This is a genomic window from Streptomyces sp. NPDC028907 (assembly GCF_055564995.1).
The window spans coordinates 62,234-86,005 of record NZ_JBVHVE010000015.1 but is presented as its reverse complement, the minus strand read 5'-3'; the positions used below and the strand labels follow the sequence as shown (position 1 = coordinate 86,005).

The window sequence follows — 23,772 nt, the reverse complement described above, 5'->3', positions numbered from 1 at the left end:
TCAGATCCGCCCGGCCCGCCGCTGCCTCCGCAGCAGCACCCCCAGGTACACGCCGCCGACCACCGCGGTCACCACGCCGACCGGCAGCTGGGCCGACTCGTGGATGCGCTGGGACGCGAAGTCCGCGGTGACCACGAGGAGGGCGCCGGTGCAGGTGGCCGCGAGGAGGTTGGGGCCGGGGGACCGGGTGAGGCGGCGGGAGAGCTGGGGGGCGATGAGGGCCACGAAGGGGATGGGGCCGGCCGCGGCGGTGGCCACCGCGCAGGCGGCCGTGGCCAGGACCAGGACGACCAGCCGGGTGCGCTGGACCGGGACGCCGAGGCCGCCCGCGACGTCGTCGCCCATCTCCAGGATCTTCAGTCGGCTCGCGGCGAGCGCGACCAGGGGGAGGACGACGAGGAGACCGAGGGCGGCGGGACGTACGTCCGCCCAACCCCGGCCGTTGAGGCTGCCGTTGAGCCAGACCATCGCCTGCGCGGCCTGGGTGAAGCGGGCCTTGGCGAGGAGGTAGGCGTTCACTCCCTGGAGGAGGGCGCTCACCCCGATGCCGACCAGCACGAGCCGGTAGCCGTGGATGCCCTGCCGCCACGCCAGCAGATAGACGAGGACGGCGGTCACGAGGCCTCCGCCGACCGCGCCGACGGCGATCTGACCACCGGTGCCGCCGACGAGCAGCACCACCAGCAGGCCCCCGGTGGCGGAGCCGTAGGTGAAGCCGACGATGTCGGGGCTGCCCAGCGGATTTCGGGTCAGGCTCTGGAAGAGGGCCCCGCTCAGCCCGAGCGCGGCGCCGACGAGGATGCCGGTCAGCAGACGGGGCAGTCTGAGGTCGTTGACCACGAAGTCGGTGCGCGGGCTGCCGTTGCCCAGCAGGGTGCGGATCACGTCGGGCGGGGAGATGGAGTACTCGCCGGTGCCGAGCGCGAGGACGCCGACTCCGGCGGTGGCGGCCAGCACGAGGACGCAGACGGTCACCGCGCGCACGTCGAACCGTAGGGAGAAACGGTGCGAGCGGCTTCGTACGACATGCGAGCGGGTGCGTGAGCGGCCGGTGGTCCGCGTCGGTGCCTGGGGCGGTGCCTGGGGCGTCATGCCGTCACCGCCCTGCGGTAGCGGACCAGGGCGATGAACACCGGGGCGCCGACCACGGCGGTGACCACGCCGGCGTCGAGTTCGTCGGGGCGCACGGCGACCCGGCCGAGCACGTCGGCGAAGAGCAGCAGGGCGGGTGCGAGGAGCATGGACAGCGGCATCGTCCAGCGCTGGTCGGCTCCGGCGATCATCCGGGCGATGTGCGGGACGGCGAGGCCGACGAAGACCAGCGGCCCGACGGCCGAGGTCGCCGCGCCGCACAGCAGCGTCATGGCCGCGAGGCCGAGGAAGCGGGTGCGGTCCACGTGCGCGCCCAGCGCCCGGGCGCCGTCGTCGCCCAGCGCGAGCGCGTTCAACGGACGCACCAGCGCCAGCGCGAGGACGAGGCCCACGGCGACGAACGGCGTGATCGTCGTCAGGGTCTCGTCGTCGGCGCGGGCGAGCGAACCCACGCTCCAGAACCGCAACTGGTCCAGCGCCTGGGCGTCCAGCAGCATCAGGGTCTGGCTGATGCCGGTGAACACGGCCGCGATCACCGCACCGCCGAGAGCGAGCCGCTCCGGGGTGGCGCCGCCGCGACCGCCCGAGGCCAGCGAGTACACCAGCAGACCCGCCACCACGGCGCCCAGCATGGCGAACCACACCGAAGCCCACAGGCTCGTGATGCCGAGAGCCGTGATGGACAGCACCACGCCGGTGGCGGCGCCCGCGTTGATGCCGAGCAGCCCCGGGTCGGCCAGCGGGTTGCGGGTGAGGGCCTGGATGAGCGCGCCCGCGACACCGAGAGCCGCCCCGGCGGCGATGCCCGCCAGGGTGCGCGGCACGCGGACGTCCCAGATGACGGAGGCCGCGGTCGATCCGTCGTCGTGCAGCAGCGCGTCCCACACGGCGCCCGGCGACAGGGCGCGCGAGCCGACCGCGAGGCTGAGCGTCGCGGCGGTGATCAGCAGGAGCAGGGCGCCGAGCACGGCCAGCGTGCGGGTCGAGTTGCGGCGCCCGGGGGACTGCCTGGACTGCTTGCTCGTCCTGTCCGTACGTACAAGAGGGGTCGAGCCGGCCTCAGTTGCCACCGATGCCCTCCGCGCGGAGGTGTTCGGCGATCAGCCGGCCGAGCGCCTTCTTGTCGATCTTGCCTACCGAGGTGCGGGGAAAGGCCTCGACGACCTCCACCCGGTCGGGCAGCTTGTACGCGGCGACCCCGCGCTCGGTGAGGAACGCGGCCAACTCCCGCTGGCCCGGGGCCTGTCCGCGCGGGACGAGGTAGGCGCAGGTGCGCTCGCCCATCGTCTCGTCGGGCATGCCGACCACGGCCGCGTCGTGCACGCCGGGGTGGGCGAGGATGTGGTTCTCCAGCTCCTCGGCGGAGATCTTGTCGCCGCCCCGGTTGATCTGGTCCTTGGCCCGGCCCTCGACGACCAGATGCCCGGAGGGCAGGACGCGGACCAGGTCGCCGGTGCGGTAGTAGCCGTCGGTGGTGAAGGCGCGGGTGTTGTGCTCGGCGGCGCGGTAGTAGCCGCGCAGCGTGTAGGGGCCGCGGGTGAGCAACTCGCCGCTCTCGCCCGGCGGTACGTCGTGGTCGTCCTCGTCGACCACGCGCACCTCGTCGGCGGGGGACAGCGGGCGGCCCTGGGTGCCGATCACCAGCTCGGGCGGGTCGTCGAGCCGGGTGTAGTTGAGGAGGCCCTCGGCCATGCCGAACACCTGCTGGAGCGTGCAGCCGAGGGCCGGTGCGACCCGGGCGGCGGGCTCGGCGCCCAGCTTGGAGCCGCCGACCTGGAGCAGGCCCAGCGAGGAGAGGTCGGCCTCCTCCCACTCCACCGCGTCCAGCCACAGCAACGCGATCGGCGGGACCACGGCGGTGGCGGTGACCTTCTCCCGTTCGATCAGCGCGAAGGCGTCCTCGGGGCTCGGCGTGGGGGAGAGCACCACGGTGCCGCCCGCCATCAGCGTGCCGAGCAGACCGGGGCAGGCCAGCGCGAAGTTGTGCGCGGTCGGCAGCACCACCAGATAGACGGTGTCGCGGTCGAAGCCGCAGACCTCGGCGCTCGCGCGGACGTTGTAGGCGTAGTCGTCGTGGGTGCGCGGGATCAGCTTCGGCTTGCCGGTCGTGCCGCCGGACAGCAGCAGTACGGCCACGTCCCCGGAGTCGGGGACGGGCAGCGGGACCGGATCGGCGTCGAGGTCGGCGAGCGCGGTGAACTCGGCGGCCTCGCCCGCCACGAGGACGTGCTCGACCCCGGGGACGGTCTTGCGCAGCGCCCGGGCCAGCACCCGGTGGTCGAAGCCGTCGTGCAGGTCCGGGATCGCGTACGCCGTCGCGCCGGACACCTCGGCGACATGCGCGATCTCGCTCTCGCGGTGCGCGGGCAGCGTGAGCACCGGTATCGCGCCCGCCCTCAGCAACGCGAAGAACAGCACCACGAACGCGTCGGTGTTGGGCAGTTGGACGATCACTCGGTCGCCGGCCCCGATGCCGAGCCGCCGCAGTCCCGCCGCCGTCCGGTCGGCGCGCAGATCGAGTTCGGCGTACGTCCATCGATTGCCGTCGGCATCGACGAGGGCGGTCCGCCCCGGCGCCCGCTCGGCGCCGTCCCTCAGCAGCCGGTCCAGCGGCCGGCCTTCCCAGTAGCCCTCTGCGCGGTACTTCTCGGCCAACGGCTCCGGCCAGGGCACCCAACCGTCGAGCATCCTCAACTCCCGCCTGCTGTTTAGGAAAGGCTTGCCTAATGATTCATCGGGGTCAAGCCTGGGGGTGTGATCTGGACGGCACCGCGCTGTGGAGGCTAGGGTCTTGGTGAATTAGGTTAGGTTAACCTAAGTCCAGGGAGGTAGGTCCTTGCTGCGTTATCGGAGCGCGGAGACGGAACTGCCGGGAGACCCCGTCCAGTTGGCGGCAGAGCTGGCGGAGTCGGGCTTGTTCGACCAGTACGTGATCTACGAACAGAACGGCGACTTCTGGTTCGCCGGCGGGGCGCTCGGCGAGATCCTGGTCGACCGCTCCGGGATCCGCCGCCGATGGCTGGACGAGGAGAGCGCGGCCCCACTCGGGCCGCACCCGCTGCGCCAGGTCCATGAGGAGCTGAACCGGATGGCCGCCGAGGGCTGGAACGCCTACGGCTGGATGGCGTTCGAGTTCTCCCACCTCCACGCCGGCCGCCCCGACCGGGCCGGCGACGACGAACTGCTCCATCTGATCGTCCCGCACAGTGAAGTGAGGCTCGGCCGGCAGGGCGCCCTCATCCGCAGCGCGGACCAGGAGACGCTGGAGGCGCTGACCGGGTTACTGGGCCGCGTCCCCGCCGGACGCACCGCCGTGTCCCGCCCCGTCGAGGTCGCGGACGGCGCGGGCCGCTACCCGGACCTGGTGGCCCAGGCCATCGAGGAGATACGGACGACCGAACTCCAGAAGGTCATCCTCTCGCGGACCGTGGACGTGCCCTTCCCGGTCGACTTCGTCGCCACCTACGTCCACGGCCGCTCGCACAACACCCCCGCCCGCTCCTTCCTGTTGGACCTCGGCGGGCGCCGGGTCGCGGGCTTCAGCCCCGAGACCGTCGCCGAGGTCGGCGCGGACGGCGAGGTCGTCACCCAGCCCCTCGCCGGCACCCGCGCCCGCGGCTTCGGCGAGCAGGAGGACGAGCGCCTGCGCGCCGAACTCCTCGCCGACCCCAAGGAGATCTCCGAACACGTGCTGTCGGTCAAACTCGCCGAGGAGGAGATGGCCACCGTCTGCCGGCCGGGCACGGTCTCCGTGCGGGACCTGATGACGGTCCGCCGGCGCGGCAGCGTGCAGCACCTCGGCTCCAGCGTGCACGGCCTGCTGGCCGAGTCCGCCACCGCCTGGGACGTCCTGCGCGCGGTGTTCCCCGCGGTGACCGCCTCCGGTATCCCCAAGGCGCCCGCGTACGACTGCATCGCCCGGCTGGAGAAGGAACCGCGCGGCATCTACAGCGGCGCGGTGCTGCGGGCCGGCAGCGACGGGGCCCTCGACGCGGCACTCGTCCTGCGCAGCGTCTTCGCGGAGGGTGACCGCACCTGGCTGCGGGCCGGCGCCGGCATCCTCGCCGGGTCGACGCCGGCCCGTGAGCTGGAGGAGACCTGCGAGAAGCTCCGCAGCGTCGCCCCGTACATCATCCCGGCGCAGAGGCAGGGGCGCGCGTGAAGCTGGGAGAAGTCGTCGTCGACGTAGCGCCGTTGCGTTCCAGCAGGGACTTCAGACTGATCTTCGCCACCCAGGCGATCTCCATGGTCGGTACCCACCTCACCTCGGTGGCGGCCAGCCTGCAGATCTACCACCTCACCGGCTCATCGGTCCAAGTCGGCCTGATGAGCCTGGTGTTGGGCCTGTCCCTCCTGGTCGGGCTGATCACGGGCGGCCTGCTCGCCGACCGGGTCGACCGGCGCAAGGTCATGCTCGTCACCCGGGCCGCGACCGCGGTGGTGATCGCGGGGCTCGCGGTGAACGCCGCGCTGCCCGACCCGCAGGTGTGGTTCGTCTTCGTGGCGGCCGTGCTCGCGGGCTTCACCGCCGGACTGGGTGGTCCGGCCCTGATGGCGGCCACGCCCGCCCTGGTCACCCCCGGGCAACTGGCCGCCGCCGGCGCCCTGACCACCCTCACCGCCCAGCTGGGCGGCATGATCGGACCGTCCCTCGCGGGCGTCATCGCGGCCGGCCCCGGCGTCGCCTGGTGCTTCGCCATCGACGCGGCCATCTACGTCGTAGGGCTCGCTCTCCTCGCCCCCCTGCCCAGGCTCGCCCCAGAGGGAACGGCCGAGGCGCAGCACCCGCTGAAGGCGATGGGGGAGGGGCTGCGGTTCCTGCGCGGCAACCAGGTCGTGGCCGGACTGCTGCTGATCGACGTCTGCGCGGTGGTCTTCGCGATGCCCTACGCCCTCTTCCCCGAACTCGGCACCGAGCACTTCGGCGGCGGCCCGTCCACCGTCGGACTGCTCTACACCGCGCCCGCCGTGGGCTCCTTCTTCGGCGCGCTGACCAGCGGTTGGACCGGCAGGGTGCACCACACCGGACGGGCCCTGATCGGCGCGGTCGCGGTGTGGGGCGTGGCGATCACCTGCTTCGGGCTCAGCCCGAACCTGTGGCTCGCGCTGGCCTTCCTCGCCCTGGCCGGACTCGGGGACACCGCCTCGGAGATCCTGCGCCGGGCCCTGCTCCAGCACTACACGCCGGACCGGCTCCAGGGCCGCGTCGGCAGCCTGTGGCTGGCCCAGGCCACCGCCGGTCCCTCCGTCGGCAACGTCGAGGCGGGCCTGGTGGCCAGGGCGCTCGGCTCGTCGAGCGGGGCCGTGGTGGTCGGCGGAGTGGTCTGTCTGGCGGGCGTGGGCGCCCTGGCCCTGGCCATGCCGGGGCTGCGGAAGGCCACGCTCAGCCGGCCTCCGGACGCCGACGGGGACGACCGGGCGGCGCCCGCCGAGGCCACCCCGGCGGCCGACTGACGCAAGCCTCCCCACGACAGGGCGGAGAACCATGCCGAGCGCGCGCATCAACGGAATCCGGCTCCACTACGAGGACACCGGCGAGGGCGAGCCGGTGGTCCTGGTGATGGGCCAGGGGGCCACCGGCCGGGCCTGGCACCTCCACCAGGTGCCGGCCCTGGTCGACGCCGGATACCGGGCCGTCACCTTCGACAACCGCGGCATTCCCCCGACCGACGAGTGCCCCGAAGGATTCACCATCGGGGACCTCGTCGCCGACACTGCGGGCCTGGCCGAGCACCTCGACCTCGCGCCGTGCCGGTTCGTCGGCGTCTCCATGGGTGCGTACGTCGTCCAGGAGCTGATGCTCGCCCGGCCCCGGCTCGTCCGGCAGGGCGTGCTGATGGCCACCCGGGGCCGTACGGACGTACTGCGCGCCGCGATGACCCGTGCCGAACGCGCCCTGTACGACAGCGAGTCGGAGCTCCCGCCCGCCTACTCCGCCTGGATCCGCGCCCTTCAGAGCCTGTCCCCGGCCACCCTGGAGGACGACCGGCGGATCCAGGACTGGCTGGCGCTCTTCGAGTTCTCACCGCAGCCCGACGGGCCCGGCGCCCGGGCCCAGCTGGACCTGGAGGTCCCGGAGGGCCGGCTCGCGGCGTACCGGGCGATCGACGTGCCCTGCCTGGTCGTCGGCTTCGCGGACGACGTCATCCTGCCACCGCATCTCGGGCGCGAGGTCGCCGAAGCCGTCCCCGGCGCCGTCTACCAGGAGATCAAGGGCTGCGGGCACTACGGGTACCTGGAGCGGCCCGACGAAGTGAACCGGGTGCTGCTGGAGTTCTTCCGTGACCGTTCTTCCGGGGTCGTCCTTCCCCACCCGCGCGTCTTGAATTAGGTTAGCCTCACCTAAGTAGTCTCCTCAGGGGGTCATGGTGCACCGCACCTTGCTGAACGGCAAGATCCACCGAGCCACCGTCACTCAAGCCGATCTGCACTACGTCGGATCCCTGACGATCGATCAGGACCTCATGGAAGCCGCCGACATCGTCGAGGGCGAGGCCGTCCAGGTCGTCGACATCGACAACGGAGCCCGACTCACCACCTACGCCATCACCGGCGAACGCGGCAGCGGCGTCATCGGGATCAACGGCGCCGCCGCCCATCTCGTCCACCCCGGCCATCTGGTGATCATCATGTCCTTCGCCGCGCTCGAGGAGTCCGAGCGCGCCGCCCACCGGCCCCGGGTCGTCCACGTCGACAAGGCCAACCGGATCGTCGCGCTCGGCGCCGACCCCGCCGAAGCGGTACCGGGCGCGCCCGACCAGTTCACCGGAGCCTTCACCCACACCGCGCCACGCCCGTCCGGCGAGCAGGAGAGGAACTGAGCCATGGCCAACCCCTTCGACGACGACAGCGGCGTCTTCCGTGTCCTGGTCAATGACGAGGGCCAGCACTCCCTGTGGCCGGACTTCGCGCCGATACCCGCGGGATGGTCGTCCGTGCACGGCCCCGCCGCCCGGACCGCCTGCCTGGAGTACGTCGAGCGGCACTGGACGGACATGCGCCCGCGCAGCCTCGCCGAGGCCATGCGCCGGGCCGAGGGCTGATGGCCGGCCGCCCGGCCGTGGAGGACGTTCTCCCCCTGTCGCCGATGCAGGAGGGAATGGTCTTCCACGCGCTGTACGACGCCCAGGGCCACGACGTCTACACCGGACAGATGACCCTCCGCCTCGAAGGGCCGGTCGACGAGCTGTTCATGAGCGTGGCGGTCGCGAAGCTGCTCGCCCGGCACGCCAACCTGCGGGCCGCGTTCCGCACCCAGCGCTCCGGGCGGCCGGTCCAGGTGATCAGGCGGGTGGTGCGTACCCCTTGGCAGGTCACCGACCTCTCCGCGCTGACGCCGCCGGAGCGCGAGGCGGCCTTCGAGCGGCTGCTGGCCGACGACCGCGCAGAACGGTTCGACCTGGCCCGGCCGCCCCTCGTCCGCTTCCGGCTGGTCACGTTCGACGAACGCGACCACCGCCTGGTGATCTCCTCCCACCATCTGCTCTGGGACGGCTGGTCCGCGCCCGTCCTGGTGCGCGAACTCTTCCAGCTCTACGCCAGGGGCGCCCACGACCACGACACCCTGCCCCGCGTCCGGCCGTACCGCGACTACCTCGCCTGGCTGGCCCGACAGGACCGCGCCGCCGCCGAACGCGCATGGCAGGCCGCCCTGGCCGGACTTGACGAGCCGTCACTCATCGCCCCCCAGGCCCGGGACCTGCCCGCCGAGGAGCCCGAGCGGCACGCGTGGGAACTCTCCCAGCGGGAGACCGAGGCGCTCAACACCGCCGCCCGCGCCCGTGGAGTGACGGTCAGTACCGTGCTCCAGGGGCTGTGGGCCGTCCTGCTGAGCCGGCTTACCGGCCGTACGGACGTCGTCCTCGGCGCCACCGTCTCCGGCCGCGACGCCGACGTCCCCGGTATCGAGTCCATGGTCGGCCTCTTCATCAACACCCTGCCGGTCCGCGTCCGGCTACGCCCCGCGGAACCCCTCGCCGACCTGCTCACCCGACTCCAGTCCGAGCAGTCAGCCCTCCTCGACCACCGCCACCTCGGCCTCGCCGACATCCAGCGCGCCACCGGACACACCGTCCTCTTCGACACCCTCCTGGTCTTCGAGAGCTACCCCATCGACGACGAGGGCATCGCCCAGGCCCTCGGCTCCGAAGGCCTGCGCATGACCGAGGTCTCGGTCCACGACGCCACCCACTACCCCCTGACCCTCACCGCCCTGCCCGGACCCCGGCTGACCCTGACACTCAGCCATCGACCCTCCGTGCTGGACGCCGAGGCGGTGAACGCCATCGCCGCGCAACTCGACAGTCTGATACGGGAGTTCGTCGAAAGCCCGGTGACCCCCGTGGCTCGACTGGCCAACGCTCCGAGCGGCGAACTCCCCACCTCGGACGAGGCCCCCCTCCCGCACTCCACGGTCCGCGCCCTCTTCGAGGAGCAGGCGACCCGCACCCCCGACGCCCCCGCCGTACTCCACGGCGACACCACCCTGACCTTCGCCGAACTCGACGCCCGTGCCGATCGGTTGGCGGCCGCCCTGACCGCACGCGGCGCCGGACCGGAGTCCGTGGTGGCCGTCGCCCTGCCCCGCGGAACCGACCTGGTCACCGCACTCCTCGCGGCACTGAAGGCGGGCGCCGCCTGCATGCCGGTCGACCCGGGCTACCCGTCCGACCGCATCACGCTGATGCTCGAAGAAGCCCGGCCCCTGCTGGTGATCTGCGAGACGTCGACGGCACGACGGCTCGGCATCCAAGGGGAGTTGGTGTGCCCGCCGGACGCGGAGACAGCCGCACCGCAGCACCGGCTCCCGCCCCTGTCGCCCGACCACCCGGCGTACGTCATCTTCACCTCGGGCTCCACCGGCCGTCCCAAGGGCGTCATCGGAACCCAGCGCGCCCTGGCCAACCGTCTGCACTGGGGCCGGGAGCTGGGGTCCCCCGGAGGCGTCCGCGTCGCCAAGAGCCCGCTGAGCTTCATCGACGGTCTGACCGAACTGCTCGGCGCCCTGGTCGCGGGCGAGGCCGTGGCGCTCGCCGACGACGAGGCGACCGGTGACCCGAAGGCCCTCGCCGTACTGGCCGACCGCCACGGCGCCACCCTCCTCACGGCGGTGCCCAGCCTCTACACCACCCTCGTCGAATCCGCCCCGCCGGACACCTTCTGCACCGTCCGCACCTGGATCTCCAGCGGCGAGACCCTCCCCGGAGAACTGGCCGACGCCCTCACCCGCCGCTGGCCGCAGGCTCGCCTGGTCAACCTCTACGGCTGCTCGGAGGCGGCCGGCGACAGCCTGATCCACGTCCACGACGGCGGCGACGGCGCGGTGCCGCTCGGGCGGCCGATCGCGCACACACGTGTCCACGTCCTCGACCCGTTCCTGCGCCCGTCCCCCGTCGGGGCGGTCGGCGAGCTGTATCTGGCCGGAGCCGGCCTGGCCCGCGGCTACCTCGGCCGACCCGGCCGCACCGCCGAGCGCTTCGTCGCCGACCCCTTCGGCCCCCCGGGCAGCCGCCTCTACCGCACCGGCGACCTGGCCAGGCTCCGGCCCGACGGCACGGTGGAGTTCCTCGGACGGGCCGACGACCAGGTGAAGATCCGCGGCTTCCGGGTCGAACCCGGCGAGGTCGAGGCGGCGCTCCGCGCACTGCCGGACGTCGGCCGGGCCGCGGTCGTCGCCACGAAGGGCGGACCCGGGCAGGACGGCTCGGCACCACGACGCCTGGTCGCCTACGTGGTGGCGGCCCCCGGCGCCGCGCTCGACGCCCTCGCCCTGCGCCGCGCCCTCGCCGAACGGCTCCCCGCACACCTCGTCCCCTGGGCGGTGGTGATCCTCAAGGAACTGCCACTCACCCCCAGCGGCAAACTCGACCGACGCGCCCTGCCCGCCCCCGACTTCACACAGACGTCGTCCATCTACGAACCTCCCCGCACCGAACCGGAGAAGGTGCTGTGCGGACTGTTCGCCGACGTGCTCGGGCTGGAACGGGTCGGCATCCACGACGACTTCTTCGAACGCGGCGGCGACAGCATCGTCTCCGTCCGACTGGCCGACCGAGCCCGCAGAGCCGGCCTCACCGTGTCCCCCCGGGACGTCTTCACCCACCGCACCCCGGCCGGACTCGCCGGCGCCCTACCCGACGAAACCGCCCCGGCGACCGAGGAGTTCACTCCGACCGGCGCCCCGCTCGTGTCACTCAGCCAGTCGCAGCTCGACAACGTCAAGGCGAGGTGGAGGACTCGATGAGCAAGGCACCCGGGGACGACGGTTCCCTGGTCGAGGACGTTCTGCCGCTCTCCCCGCTCCAGCAGGGCCTGCTGTTCCACGCCCTGTTCGACGAGAGCGCCCAGGACGTCTACACCATGCAGTCCCTGGTGGAGATCGAGGGCGCCCTGCGCCCCACCCTGCTGCGCACCGCCGCCGAGGAACTCTTCGCCCGCCACGCCAACCTCCGCAGCGCCTTCCTCCACGAGGACCTGGACGAACCCGTTCAGGTGGTGCTCAAGCAGGTTCCGGTCCACTGGTCCGAGGCGGCCGCCGCGGACGAGGACGAGGCGGCCCGGCTGATCGCCGAGGACGCCACCGCCCGCTTCGACCTCACCGACCCGCCCCTTCTCCGCCTGACCCTGGTCCGCCGCGCCACCGACCGATGGCTGCTGATCCTCACCAACCACCACCTCCTGCTGGACGGCTGGTCCATCCCCCTGCTCGTCCGCGAACTCCTCCAGCTCTACGCCGCCCAGCTCGCCCCCGGTGCCACACCCCCCCTGCCCGCCGTACGCCCGTACCGGGACTTCCTGGCCTGGCTCGCCTCCCGCGACTGCCAGACCTCCGCCGACGCCTGGCGCAAGGCGCTGGCCGGGGCGGCACCGACCGTACTGTCGCCGTCGGCCGCCGGCCTGGTCCCGATACTCCCTGAGCTGCACACCCTGCGGTTCACGGAGAGACTCACGGGCCGGATACAGGAGTTCGCGAGGCGCCGTGGCGTCACCGTCAACACGGTCGTGCAGGGCTTGTGGGCCTTGCTCCTGGCCCGCCTGACCGGCCGCGACGACGTGGTCTTCGGCGCGACGGTGGCCGGCAGGCCCGCGGAACTCGCCGGTGTCGAGTCCATGATCGGCCTGTTCATCAACACGGTGCCGGTCCGGGTGACCGTACCGCCGGGGGAGCGGGCGGGAGCCTTCCTGCGCCGCGTCCAGGACGAACAGTCCCGCCTGATGGACCACCAGCACCTGGGCCTCACCGAGATCCAGCGCCTGGCGGGCGGCGGCGACCTCTTCGACACCCTCCTGGTCTTCGAGAACTACCCCATCGACGAGGCGTCGGTCGCGCAGGCGCAGACGTCGGCCGGGCTGCGCATCGTGGACGTCAAGGGCTCGGGTGCCACCCACTATCCCCTGACTCTGGCCGTGCTCGCCGAGAGCCGGTTGGGCGTCGTCTTCGAGTTCCGCCCCGACTGCTACGAACGTACGGCGGTGGAGGAACTGGCCGCACGCTTCGAGCGGCTGGTGCACTCGGTACTGGCCGACCCGGACGCCCTCTTGGCCACCCTGGACGTCCTCGCGCCCGGCGAGCGGGCCGCCCTGCTGACGCGAGGCCTCGGCGAGAGGCTCCCGACCCCGTCGTACCGCACGATGCCGGAGGTGTTCGAGGCCCAGGCGGCCCGAACCCCGGACGCCGTGGCGGTGGTGGGGGAGGGCCAGCACGTGACCTTCGCCCAACTGAACACCGCCGCGAACCAACTGGCCCGACGGCTGGTCGAGTTGGGTGCGGGCCCGGAACAGATCGTGGCGTTCGCGCTGCCACCCACTCCGGACACCATGACAGCGATCCTGGCCATCCAGAAGGCGGGCGCGGCCTATCTGCCCCTGGACCCGAAATGGCCCGAGGAGCGCACAGCCGGCATGTTGGCGGACGCCGGCCCTGTCGCATTCATCACGACGTCGACCGCAACGCCCCTTCAGGGGCGCGGGACCCGCAGCCGCCAACCGTCGTCTCCACCCGAGCGCTCCGTCCTCCTGAACACCCCGGACACTCAGCAGCGTCTCGCCAACACCCCCGCCTCCGACCTCACTGACGCGGACCGACTCCAACCCCTGCTCCCAGAACACCCCGCCTACGTCATCTACACCTCCGGCTCCACCGGCCGCCCCAAGGCCGTGGTCATCCCCCACCGAGCCATAACCAACCTCTTCACGGCCCACAACAACGCCCTCCACCAACCGGCCTCCACAGCAACCGGCGGAGCCCTCCGCGTCGGCCACGCCTGGCCCACCGCCTTCGACGCCTCCTGGCAACCCATGCTGTGGATGTTCGCCGGCCACGAACTGCACATGGTCCCGGAGGACGTCCGCCGTGACCCCACCGCCCTACGGGACTTCCTCGCCCGGCACCGCATCGAGTTCATCGAGCTCTCCCCGTCACTGCTGGGCGAACTCGTCGCCCAGGGCGGCGACTGGCAGGCCCGGCTGAAGGTGCTCGGCGTCGGCGGAGAAGCCGTACCCCCGGACCTGTGGCGCACCCTGCGCGACACGCCCGGTCTCGCCGCGCACAACCTCTACGGCCCCACCGAATGCACCGTCGACTCGGCGGACTGCGACCTCGCCCTCACCGAGCGACCGGCGATCGGCCGCCCCGTGGCCGGCGGCACCCTCTACGTCCTGGACGGCCACCTCAACCCCGTGCCCGTCGGCGTGGTGGGCGAGTTGTACGTGGCCGGAGCGGGCCTGGCGAGGGGCTACCTCGGCCAACCCGCCGCCACCGCGGGCCGCTTCGTCGCCGACCCCTTCGCGGACAGCCCGGGCGCCCGCATGTACCGCACGGGCGACATGGCCCGCTGGACCGCCGACGGCCTGGTGGAGTGCCTGGGCCGGGTCGACGACCAGGTCAAGATCAGGGGTTACCGGATCGAACCCGGCGAGATCGAGGCGGTGCTGCTGGAGCACGACCTGGTCGAGCGCGCGGCGGTCGTCGTCCGCGAGGACACGCCCGGCGTACGGCGCCTGGTGGCCTACGTCATCCTCTCCGAACCACTGCCCGCACACCCCACCGCGCCGACGCCCGCACCCCCGGCCGAGGACACAGCCGACGACACAGCCGAACTACTGCGCCGCGCCGTCGCCGCCGTACTCCCCGACTACATGGTCCCGTCGGCCTTCGTCCCGGTGGACGGCTTCCCGCTCACCCTCAACGGCAAGCTGGACACCGCCGCCCTCCCGGCACCCTCCCGCTCCGCGGGGCCGGCCGCGCAGCCGCCCCGGAACCCGGTCGAGGAGCGGCTCGCCGCGCTGTTCGCCGAGGTGCTCGGGCTGGACGCGGTCGGCGTGCACGACAGCTTCTTCGTCCTCGGCGGTGACAGCATCGTGTCGATGAGACTGGTCAGCCAAGCACGGGCGGCCGGGCTGCCGATCTCGCCCCGCGATGTCTTCGAGCGGCCCACGGTCGCGGAACTCGCCGAACACGCGGCCACCGCCGAGCGCCTCGCGGGCAGCACCGAACTCCGCACCAACGACCCCGACGCGGGAACCGGCGACATCCCCCTCACTCCCGTCCTGACCTGGCTCACCGAACAGGGCGGCCCGTTCCGCGCGCTCAGCCAGGCCCGCTTTCTGCGCACCCCGCCCGACATGGACCTCGACGGCCTGCACCGCACCATCCAGTCCGTCCTGGACCGGCACGACCTGCTGCGCTCCACCTTCGCCCGGGCGGCCGACGGTTCCTGGCGCTTCCACGCCGCACCCGCGGGCACGGTCGGCGCCGCCGACTGCGTACGCCGGATCGGCGCCGAGCGTCTGGACCACACGGCGATCGGCGCCCTGGTGCCGGAGGCGATGGACGAGCTGGTCGCCGAACTCGACCCGGCCGTCGGGGCGGTGGCGCGGTTCCTGTGGTTCGACGCCGGATTCGGTCGCGAGGGGCGGCTCCTGGTCGTGCTGCACCACCTGGTGACCGATGCCGCGTCCTGGGGCGTGCTCGTCGCCGATCTGGCCGCCGCCTGGGAGCGCAGGGACCTGTCGCCCGTCGGCACCTCCTTCCGGGAGTGGGCGCAGGGGCTCCAGGTGCCGGCGTCGAACCGGTCACCCGAACTCGCCTTCTGGAAGGGCGTGCTGGACCGGCCCGAACCATCTCTGGGAACCGGCCCCCTGGACCCCGCCCACGACACCCGGGCAACCGTCCGCCGGCACTGGACCACCCTGGGCCCTGACATCACCGAGGCCCTGACGACCACCGCGTCCGTCCAGGACGTGCTGCTCACCGCGCTGGCACTCGCCGTACCGGCCTGGCGCGGCGCCCCCGACCCCTCCGTACTGATCGCCCTGGAGGGCCACGGCCGCGAGGAGCACCTCGTCCCCGGAGCCGACCTGTCCAGCACCCTCGGCTGGTTCACCAGCGTCTTCCCGGTCCGGCTGGACCCCGGGCCGCCGCCCGCAGCGGACCAGGTGCGCCGCGTCCGCGACCAGCTCGCCGCCCTGCCCGACAAGGGCGTCGGCTACGGCCTGCTCCGCCACCTCGACCCCGAGGCGAACCGGAAGCTCGCTGAACTCCCCGAGCCCCAGATCCAGTTCAACTACCTGGGCCGCATGACCATCGGCGAGCGCCGCGAGAACGCCGTGTTCACCAGCGCACCCGAGACCGGTGCCATGGGCAGCGGCGCCGACCCCGAGATGCCCGCCCCCTACGCCCTCGTCGTCGACGCGGTGATCACCGGCGCCGAACTCTCGGTGTGCTGGCAGTGGCCGGAACGGCTCTTCCCCGAGCCGGAGATCCAACGGCTCGCCGCGCTGTGGACCACGTCCCTCGAACTGCTTCTGAAAGGCGGCGACCAGTGACGCAGACCCCCACCGCCGACCTCGCGGCACGCAAGCGCGAACTCCTGCGCCGCAGGCTGGAGAGCGCGGGCCTGACCGACACCGCGGCCCGCTCCGAGCGGATCCCCCGGCGCCCGGCGGACACGGCCGGACTGCCGTTGTCGTACGCCCAGTCCCGGATGTGGCTCCTCCAGCAACTCGACCCGGCCAGCCCCGCCTACAACGTCTGCCTCGCGATCCGCCTGCGCGGCCCCCTCGACACGCCCGCTCTGCGTACGGCATTGCAGGGCCTGATCGAACGCCACGAGGTGCTGCGCACCCGCCACCCGGCCGCCGAGGACGGCACGCCGGAACAGATCGTGGACGCGGGCGCGGAGCTGGAGTTCGCCACGGCCGACCTGCGCGGCCTGCCGGAGAAGGAGCAGGACCGACAAGCCTCGGACCTGGCCAGGACCGCCTCGGCCACCCCCTTCGACCTCGCCGCCGACCACCCCCTGCGCACCCTGCTCATCCGGCGGACGGAGCAGGACCACACCCTGGTCCTGACCGTGCATCACATCGCCTGGGACGGCGGCACGTTCAACGCACTCTCCAGCGACCTGACCGGCCTCTACCGCGCGGCAGCCACCGGCGAGGACGCCGGCCTGGAGCAACTACCCGTACAGTACGGCGACTTCGCGCACTGGCAGCACACCACCTGGACCGACGAGCGCCTGGCCGGACACCTCGACCACTGGCGCACCGCCCTGACCCCAGCGCCCCGCCCCCTCACCCTGCCCATCGACGCCCCCCGCACCGCCCACCCCACCGCGCACGGCGACCGTCGCTTCCACACCTTCGCCCCCGCCGTCACCGACCGGCTCACCACCTTCGCACGCGACGCGGGCGTCACCCCCTTCATGGTGCTGTTCGCCGGACTGGCCGCCACGCTGCACCGCACCACCGGCGCCACCGACATCCCCATCGGCTCGGCCGTCATGAACCGCGACCTCCCCGGCCTCGAAAAGCTGATCGGCAACTTCGGCAACACCCTCGCCCTGCGCGCCGACCTCGACGGCGACCCCGGATTCGCCGAACTGGTCGAACGGGTCCGGAAGTTGTGCACGGACGGATACGCCCACCAGGACATGCCCTTCGACAAGCTGGTCGAGCAGCTGAAGCCGGAGCGGCACCCGGGACGCGCCGTCTACTTCGACGTCATGCTCCTCTTCCTCACCCAGGGACTCGAAGGGCCGCAGTTCCCAGGGGTGACCGCCGAATGGGAGACCGTCCACAACGACACCACCCAGTTCGACCTCTCCCTGGAGGCGTTCCTCACCGGCGGCCGTCTGCGGATCGAGGCCACCTATCGCAGCGCCCTGTTCACCCCGGCCACCGTCGACCGGCAGCTCCGCCACCTCGAGACGCTCCTCGCGGCGGCTCTCACCGAGCCCGACCTCCCCGTCTCACGCCTGCCGTTGATGACCGAGACCGAGCAGCGCCGGGTCCTGGCGGAGTGGAACGCCACCGACCACCCCGTCCCGGCCGCCCCCCACCTCACCGACCTCCTCGACCGGCAGGCCGCCCGCACCCCCGACGCGCCCGCCCTCATCGCCGACGACGGCGGACCCGCTCTCGACTACGCCGAACTGCACGCCCGCGCCAACCGGTTCGCCCGCCTGCTGATCTCCCACGGTGTCGGCCCCGAGCACCGCGTCGGGGTGGCCCTCGACCGCGGCACCGACCTGGTGGTGGCGCTGCTGGCGGTGCTCAAGGCCGGTGCGGCCTATGTTCCGCTGGACACCGGATACCCGGCCGAGCGGCTGGCGTTCATGGTGGAGGACGCCGAGCCGTCACTCGTCCTGACCGCCCCGGACACGGCACGGATCCTGCCGCCCGGAGTACCACTCCTCCTGCTCGACACGGACACCACCGCCTTCGACTCCGCCGAACTCACCGACGACGACCGCCTGCAGCCCCTGCGCCCCGAGCACCCCGCCTACGTCATCCACACCTCCGGCTCCACCGGCCGGCCCAAGGGAGCAGTCGTCCCGCACGCCGGGATCGTCAACCGGCTGGTGTGGATGCAGGACACGTACCGACTCGGCCCGCGCGACCGGGTGCTGCAGAAGACACCGGCAAGCTTCGACGTCTCCGTGTGGGAGTTCTTCTGGCCGCTCATCACCGGGGCCGTCCTCGTGCTCGCGCGCCCCGGCGGCCACCGCGACCCCGGCTACCTCGCCGAGCTCATCCACGAACGACGTGTCACGACCGCGCACTTCGTCCCCTCGATGCTGCGCGTCTTCCTCGACGAGCCGGGCACCGGGCGGGCACGCGGCGTGCTCCGCCGGCTGGTGTGCAGCGGCGAGGCCCTGCCCACCGAACTGGCCGACCGCTGCGCCGAGTTGCTGCCCGGCACCGAACTGCACAACCTGTACGGCCCCACCGAGGCCGCCGTCGACGTCACCGCCTGGCCGTGCGCCGCCGGGACGAGGTCCGCCGCCGGGTCCGTACCGATCGGCCGCCCGGTGTGGAACACCCGCACCCTCGTCCTGGACGAACACCTGCGCCCGGTACCACCGGGCGTTTCCGGCGAGCTCTACCTCGGCGGCGCCCAGCTCGCCCGCGGCTACCTGGGCCGCCCCGGCCTCACCGCCGACCGCTTCGTCGCCGACCCCTACGGACCGCCCGGCGCCCGCCTCTACCGCACCGGCGACCTGGTGCGCTGGAACACACAGGGGGCACTGGAGTTCCTCGGCCGGTCCGACGACCAGGTGAAGATCCGCGGCTTCCGTGTCGAGCCCGGCGAGACCGAGGCCGCCCTGGCCGCACTGCCCGGCGTGTCGCAGGCAGTCGTGACGGTACGTCAGGACCAGCCGGGCGAACCGAGGCTGGTCGCCTACGCCGTGCCCCGCCCCGGGGCCCCGCTGGAGCCGTTGCGGGTCAGGCAGGACCTCAAGGCGACGCTCCCGGAACACCTGGTGCCCGCCGTCGTCGTCATCCTCGCCGAGCTGCCGCTCACCCCGAACGGCAAACTCGACCGCGCGGCCCTGCCCGCCCCCGACCTCTCCGACCTCACCACCGCCGCGGCACCGCGCAACGAGGCGGAGGCGACCCTCTGCGCCCTCTTCGCCGACCTGCTCGGGCTGCCCACGATCGGCATCCACGACGAGTTCTTCGCCCTCGGCGGCCACTCGGTCCTGGCCACCCGCCTGATAGCCCGCATCCGGGCCGAGCTGGGGGCCGTCGTCCCCCTGCGGGCGGTCTTCGACACACCGACCGTCGCCGCGCTCGCCCCGCTCCTGGAGGCTCCGGCCGCCGAACAGCGCCCCGCGCTGCGGCCGGCCTCCCGCCCGGCCACGGTGCCGCTGTCCTCCGCACAGGCGAGGCTGTGGTTCCTGTACCGGCTGGAAGGACCCAGCCCGACGTACAACATCCACACCCCGGTCCGTCTCACGGGACCGCTCGACGCGGCCGCCCTGCGCACGGCCCTGAACGACGTCGTCGCCCGCCACGAGGCGCTGCGCACGATCTACCCGGACGACGACGGCACGCCCTACCAGCGGATCCTGCCGGCGGCCACCGTGCCCTTCGAGGTCGTACAGACCCGGGCCGGGCAGGTCGACGCCCTGCTGCGCGAGGCCGCCGCCCATTCCTTCGCACTGGACGCCGAGATCCCCGTACGGGCAACGCTGTACGCTCTCGCCCCCGACGAGCACATCCTGCTCCTGCTCGTCCACCACATCGCCACCGACGGATGGTCGGCGGAGCCACTGCTGCGGGACCTGGAGACGGCCTACGCGGCCAGGCTGCGCGGCACCCGCCCAGAGTGGCCGCCGCTTGCCGTGCAGTACGCCGACTACACGCTGTGGCAGCGGCGGTTGCTCGACGAAGGCGGCCTCGCCGACGCCGAACTGGACTACTGGTCACGGGAGTTGGCGGGGATACCCGAAGAACTTCAGCTCCCGGTCGACCGCCCTCGCCCGGCCGTCGCCGGCTACCGGGCCGGAGCCGTGCACTTCACCCTCGACGCCGAGGTCCATCGCGCGCTGCGCGACCTCGCCGCGGAGGCGGGCGGCACCGTCTTCATGGCACTCCAGGCCGCCCTCGCGGTCCTGCTCGGCCGCCTGGGGGCCGGAGCGGACATCCCCCTCGGCACCCCGGTCGCCGGCCGGGGCGACGCGGCCCTCGACGACCTGGTGGGCCTGTTCGTCAACACCCTGGTGCTGCGCACCGACATCTCCGGCGACCCGACGTTCCGGACCCTGCTGGCCCGGGTGCGCGAGACGGACGTGGACGCCTACGCCCACCAGGACCTGCCGTTCGAGCGGCTCGTGGACATGCTCGCCCCGACCCGCTCCATGGGCCGGCATCCGCTGTTCCAGGTGATGCTCGCGCACCAGCAGGCCCCGCAGGCGACAAGGGACTTCGCGGGGCTGACGCTCAGCGAACCGCGCGTCGACTTCTACACCGCGAAGACCGACCTCGCCTTCCATGTCTTCGAACAGCCGGACGGCGCCGGCATCACCGGTGCGCTCGTGTACAGCCGCGACCTGTACGACGACGAAACCGCCCAGGACATGGTCGAGCGGTTCGTGCGGCTGGTCGGCGGCCTGGCCCGGCGCCCGGATCTGCCCGTGGCCCTCGCCGACGTCCTCACCCCGCGCGAGCGGGCACTGACGCTGGGGGAGTGGAACGACACCGCGCACCCCATGCCGGCCACCACCCTCACCGCGCTGTTCGAGGAACAGGCGGCGAGGACTCCTCGCGTCACGGCCGTGGAGTACGGCATCGAGGGCGGGACGCGACTGACGTACGCCGAGCTCAACGCCCGCGCCAACGGCCTTGCCCAGCAGCTGACTTCACTCGGTGTCGGCCCCGAGCGCCGCGTCGGGATCCACCTGGACCGCTCGGTGGAGATGGTCGTGGGACTGCTCGCCGTGCTGAAGGCGGGCGGGGCGTTCGTGCCGCTGGAACCGTCGTGGCCGGCGCGCCGGGTGGCCGAGGTGTGCCGGAGCGCGGCGTTGACGGTGGTCCTGGGCAAGCAGGGCGACGGCGCCGTTCTCGGGGACGACGCACCGCCGTTCGTGGAGGTGCGCCTGGACGGCCCGGAGCATCCGGACAACCCGGACGTCCCCGTCGACCCCGAAGGCCTCGCCTACGTCATCCACACCTCCGGCTCCACCGGCGTCCCCAAGGGCGCGATGATCCGGCACCGGGCCATCGCGCACCGCCTGCTGTGGCAGCGCGGGCTGCTCGGCTTCGGGACGGACGACGCCGCCCTGTTCAAGGCACCGCTCGGCTTCGACATCTCCATCAACGAGATCTTCCTGCCGCTGGTGAACGGTGGCCGTGTGGTGATCGCCGAACCGGGCGGCGAACGCGACGTCGACTACCTCCTCGACACCGTCGAGCGTCACCGGGTGACCTTCACCTACCTCGTCTCCTCGATGCTCGACCTGCTCCTGGAGCTGGACGGCTTCGCCCGCCGGGCCGGCTCGCTGAGGCACGTGTGGTGCGGCGGCGAGGTGCTCACCCCCGAGCTGTTCGCCCGCTTCCGCGCAGCGAGCCCGGCCGTCATGTACCACGGGTACGGACCGGCCGAGGCCACCATCGGCGTCAGCCACGTCGTCTACCGCACCGGCGCCATCCGCAGCGCCGTCTCCATCGGCCGGCCCAACGGCAACACGCGGTTGTACGTCCTCGACGGCCGCCTGCAGCCGGTGCCGGTGGGGGTGCCGGGCGAGCTGTACGCCGGGGGCGTCTACCTCGGCCGCGGCTATGTGAACGACCCGCGCCGCACCGCCGACCACTGGGTGGCCGACCCGTTCGGCCCGCCCGGCGAACGGCTCTACCGCACCGGCGACCTGGTGCGGTGGCAGCGCGACGGCACCCTGGAGTTCCTCGGCAGGGCGGACAACCAGGTGAAGATCCGCGGCATGCGGGTCGAGCTGGAGGAGATCGAGGCGATCCTCGAACAGCATCCCGGCGTCCGGCGCGGGGTGGTGGCCATCCGGGAGGACGCCCCGGGCGTCAAGCAGCTCGCCGGGTACTACCTGGCCGCCGACGACCTGGGCGACCTGCCCGGCTGGCTCCGCGAACGGCTCCCCGAACACATGGTGCCGCGCACCCTCACCGCCCTCGACTCCTTCCCCCTCCTGCCCTCCGGCAAGGTCGACCGAGGCTCCCTGCCCGCACCGCGGACCCCGGTCTCCGGCACACCGACCCGCGCGCCCGCCGACGAACGCGAGCGCCTGCTCTGCGAGTTGTTCGCCTCAGTCCTCGGGCTGAGCGGCGTCGACGTCGACGACAACTTCTTCGAACTCGGCGGGGACAGCATCGTCTCCATCCGACTGGTCACCCTGGCCCGCAAGGCCGGCCTGAACCTCAGCCCCCGGCAGGTCTTCCAGACCCCCACCCCGGCGGGCCTCGCGGCGGCCGCCTCCGCCGAGCCCGCCGACGCAGCCCTCGGGGACGAGCCGGTCGGCGAGGCGGACCTGACCCCGATCATGCACTGGACGGCAGGCCCCGACGGCTCCTACGCCGGGCTCGCCCAGGCGGTGCTGCTCGTGACCCCGCCGGATCTGACGTACGACACCGCCGTCGACGTACTCCAAGCGGTACTGGACCGCCACGACGTGCTCCGCGCACGACTGACGGACAAGCTGGTCGTACCGGCCGAAGGAGCGGTCCGTGCGGGCGACCTGCTCAGCCAGGTGCGGGACACGGCTCTCGACGACGAGTTGGCCGCCGCGGTGGCCCGGCTCGACCCGGCGGCCGGGCGCATGCTCCAGGCCGTCTGGTTCACCGACTCGGGACGCCTCCTGCTCGTCGCCCATCACCTGGTCGTCGACGGTGTGTCCTGGCGGATCATCCTGGCCGACCTGGCCGAGGCCTGGCGGTCCGGCCGTGCCCTGCCCCGGGGCGGCACCTCCTTCCGCACCTGGAGCAGGCTCCTCGGCGAGGAGGCCCGCAAGCCCGACCGGGTGCGCGAACTGGCCTGGTGGACAAGGGCGTTGGACGACGCACGTCCGCTGATCGACCGCAGCCATGACGCCAGGGCCACGTCACAGGAGTACAGCCTGGTGCTGCCACCCGCCCTCACCGAGCCCCTGCTGGCCGAGGTGCCCGCCGCCTATCACGCAGCCGTCCCCGACGTCCTGCTCACCGCGCTCGCCCTCGCCGCCTCGGCCTGGCGGGAGCGGCGTGGTGACCTGACCGGCCGTGCGCTGCTGGTCGGACTGGAGGGGCACGGACGCGAGGACGGCATCGCCGAGGGCGTCGATCTGTCGTCCACCGTCGGCTGGTTCACCACCTTCCACCCCCTCGGCATCGACCCCGGCCCGCTGGACGTGGACGAAGCGCTGTCCGGAGGGCCGGCCGCGGGCATCGCGCTCAAGCGGATCAAGGAGCAGCTGCGCGCCGTCCCCGACCACGGAATCGGCTACGGCCTCCTGCGCCACCTCAACCCCGACACCGCGCCCGCCCTGGAGAAGTTGCCGCAGCCGCAGATCCTCTTCAACTACCTGGGCCGCTTCACCGCCTCCGGCTCGAAGGAGGAGCCGTGGGAGCTCGCTCCCGAAGCCCCCATGCTCCGGGTGCCGACTCCGACCACCGTCTTCGGTCTGGAGATCAACGCCGTCGCCGTCGAGGAGGAGACGGACGGCGTCCGGCTGCACGTCTCCGTCTCCTGGCCGGACTCCTTCCTGACCGAGGCCGAGGCACGGGACCTGCTCGGCCTCTGGGAACTCGCCCTGCAAGGCCTGGCCCGGCACACCCCGGCAGGCGGCCTCACCCCCTCGGACCTCCCCCTGGTCGAACTGACCCAGGAGGACCTCGACGACTTCGAGAACGACCTCGACGAATTCTGAGCCCCACGGACGACTTCGGAGGAAC

At 72.7% G+C, this 23,772-nt stretch carries 11 protein-coding genes; 8 read left to right on the top strand and 3 right to left on the bottom strand.

Translation table 11 applies throughout. The features are described from left to right. The 3 genes from ACZ4UU_RS36010 to ACZ4UU_RS36000 are packed head-to-tail and all read right to left on the bottom strand — an operon-like array spanning window position 1 to window position 3,780. Complete coding sequence (locus tag ACZ4UU_RS36010; RefSeq protein ID WP_471907603.1) at window positions 1–1,092, bottom strand: FecCD family ABC transporter permease; 1,092 nt, start codon at window positions 1,090–1,092, stop codon at window positions 1–3. Beyond that, a complete protein-coding gene (locus ACZ4UU_RS36005) occupies window positions 1,089–2,162 on the bottom strand; it encodes a FecCD family ABC transporter permease (RefSeq protein ID WP_471907602.1) in 1,074 nt (357 codons plus the stop codon). Before ACZ4UU_RS36005 ends, ACZ4UU_RS36010 begins: the two co-directional genes overlap by 4 nt. Further along, window positions 2,152–3,780 carry a (2,3-dihydroxybenzoyl)adenylate synthase gene (locus tag ACZ4UU_RS36000; protein ID WP_471907601.1) on the bottom strand — a complete coding sequence of 543 codons (1,629 nt, stop codon included), beginning with the start codon at window positions 3,778–3,780 and terminating at the stop codon, window positions 2,152–2,154. Before ACZ4UU_RS36000 ends, ACZ4UU_RS36005 begins: the two co-directional genes overlap by 11 nt. A 148-nt stretch (window positions 3,781–3,928) precedes the next feature. Here ACZ4UU_RS36000 and ACZ4UU_RS35995 point away from each other — a divergent pair, with 148 nt between their 5' ends. From ACZ4UU_RS35995 to ACZ4UU_RS35960, 8 genes are read left to right on the top strand one after another with little or no spacing between them, the layout of a single operon-like run. Further along, a complete protein-coding gene (locus tag ACZ4UU_RS35995) occupies window positions 3,929–5,254 on the top strand; it encodes a salicylate synthase (RefSeq protein ID WP_471907600.1) in 1,326 nt (441 codons plus the stop codon). Further along, entirely contained in the window at window positions 5,251–6,546 is a 1,296-nt protein-coding gene (gene entS / locus ACZ4UU_RS35990; RefSeq protein WP_471907599.1) for an enterobactin transporter EntS, read from the top strand. The genes ACZ4UU_RS35995 and entS overlap by 4 nt, the downstream gene beginning before the upstream one ends. A gap of 31 nt (window positions 6,547–6,577) precedes the next feature. Next, window positions 6,578–7,423, top strand: a complete 846-nt coding sequence (locus ACZ4UU_RS35985) for an alpha/beta fold hydrolase (RefSeq protein WP_471907598.1) — start codon at window positions 6,578–6,580, stop codon at window positions 7,421–7,423. Window positions 7,424–7,457: 34 nt separating this feature from the next. Continuing rightward, the gene (gene panD, locus ACZ4UU_RS35980) at window positions 7,458–7,913 is read left to right on the top strand and encodes an aspartate 1-decarboxylase (RefSeq protein WP_471907597.1); all 456 of its coding nucleotides are present in this window, start codon (window positions 7,458–7,460) and stop codon (window positions 7,911–7,913) included. Between the two features lie 3 nt (window positions 7,914–7,916). Next, on the top strand, window positions 7,917–8,135 hold the full coding sequence (locus ACZ4UU_RS35975) for an MbtH family protein (protein WP_471907596.1): 219 nt from the start codon (window positions 7,917–7,919) through the stop codon (window positions 8,133–8,135). After that, window positions 8,135–11,335 (top strand): amino acid adenylation domain-containing protein, encoded by a 3,201-nt coding sequence (locus ACZ4UU_RS35970; protein ID WP_471907595.1) that lies wholly within the window; start codon window positions 8,135–8,137, stop codon window positions 11,333–11,335. Before ACZ4UU_RS35975 ends, ACZ4UU_RS35970 begins: the two co-directional genes overlap by 1 nt. Next, window positions 11,332–15,918 (top strand): amino acid adenylation domain-containing protein, encoded by a 4,587-nt coding sequence (locus tag ACZ4UU_RS35965; protein ID WP_471907594.1) that lies wholly within the window; start codon window positions 11,332–11,334, stop codon window positions 15,916–15,918. Before ACZ4UU_RS35970 ends, ACZ4UU_RS35965 begins: the two co-directional genes overlap by 4 nt. Beyond that, window positions 15,915–23,747, top strand: a complete 7,833-nt coding sequence (locus ACZ4UU_RS35960) for an amino acid adenylation domain-containing protein (protein ID WP_471907593.1) — start codon at window positions 15,915–15,917, stop codon at window positions 23,745–23,747. Before ACZ4UU_RS35965 ends, ACZ4UU_RS35960 begins: the two co-directional genes overlap by 4 nt. The last annotated feature ends 25 nt before the right edge of the window (window positions 23,748–23,772 follow it).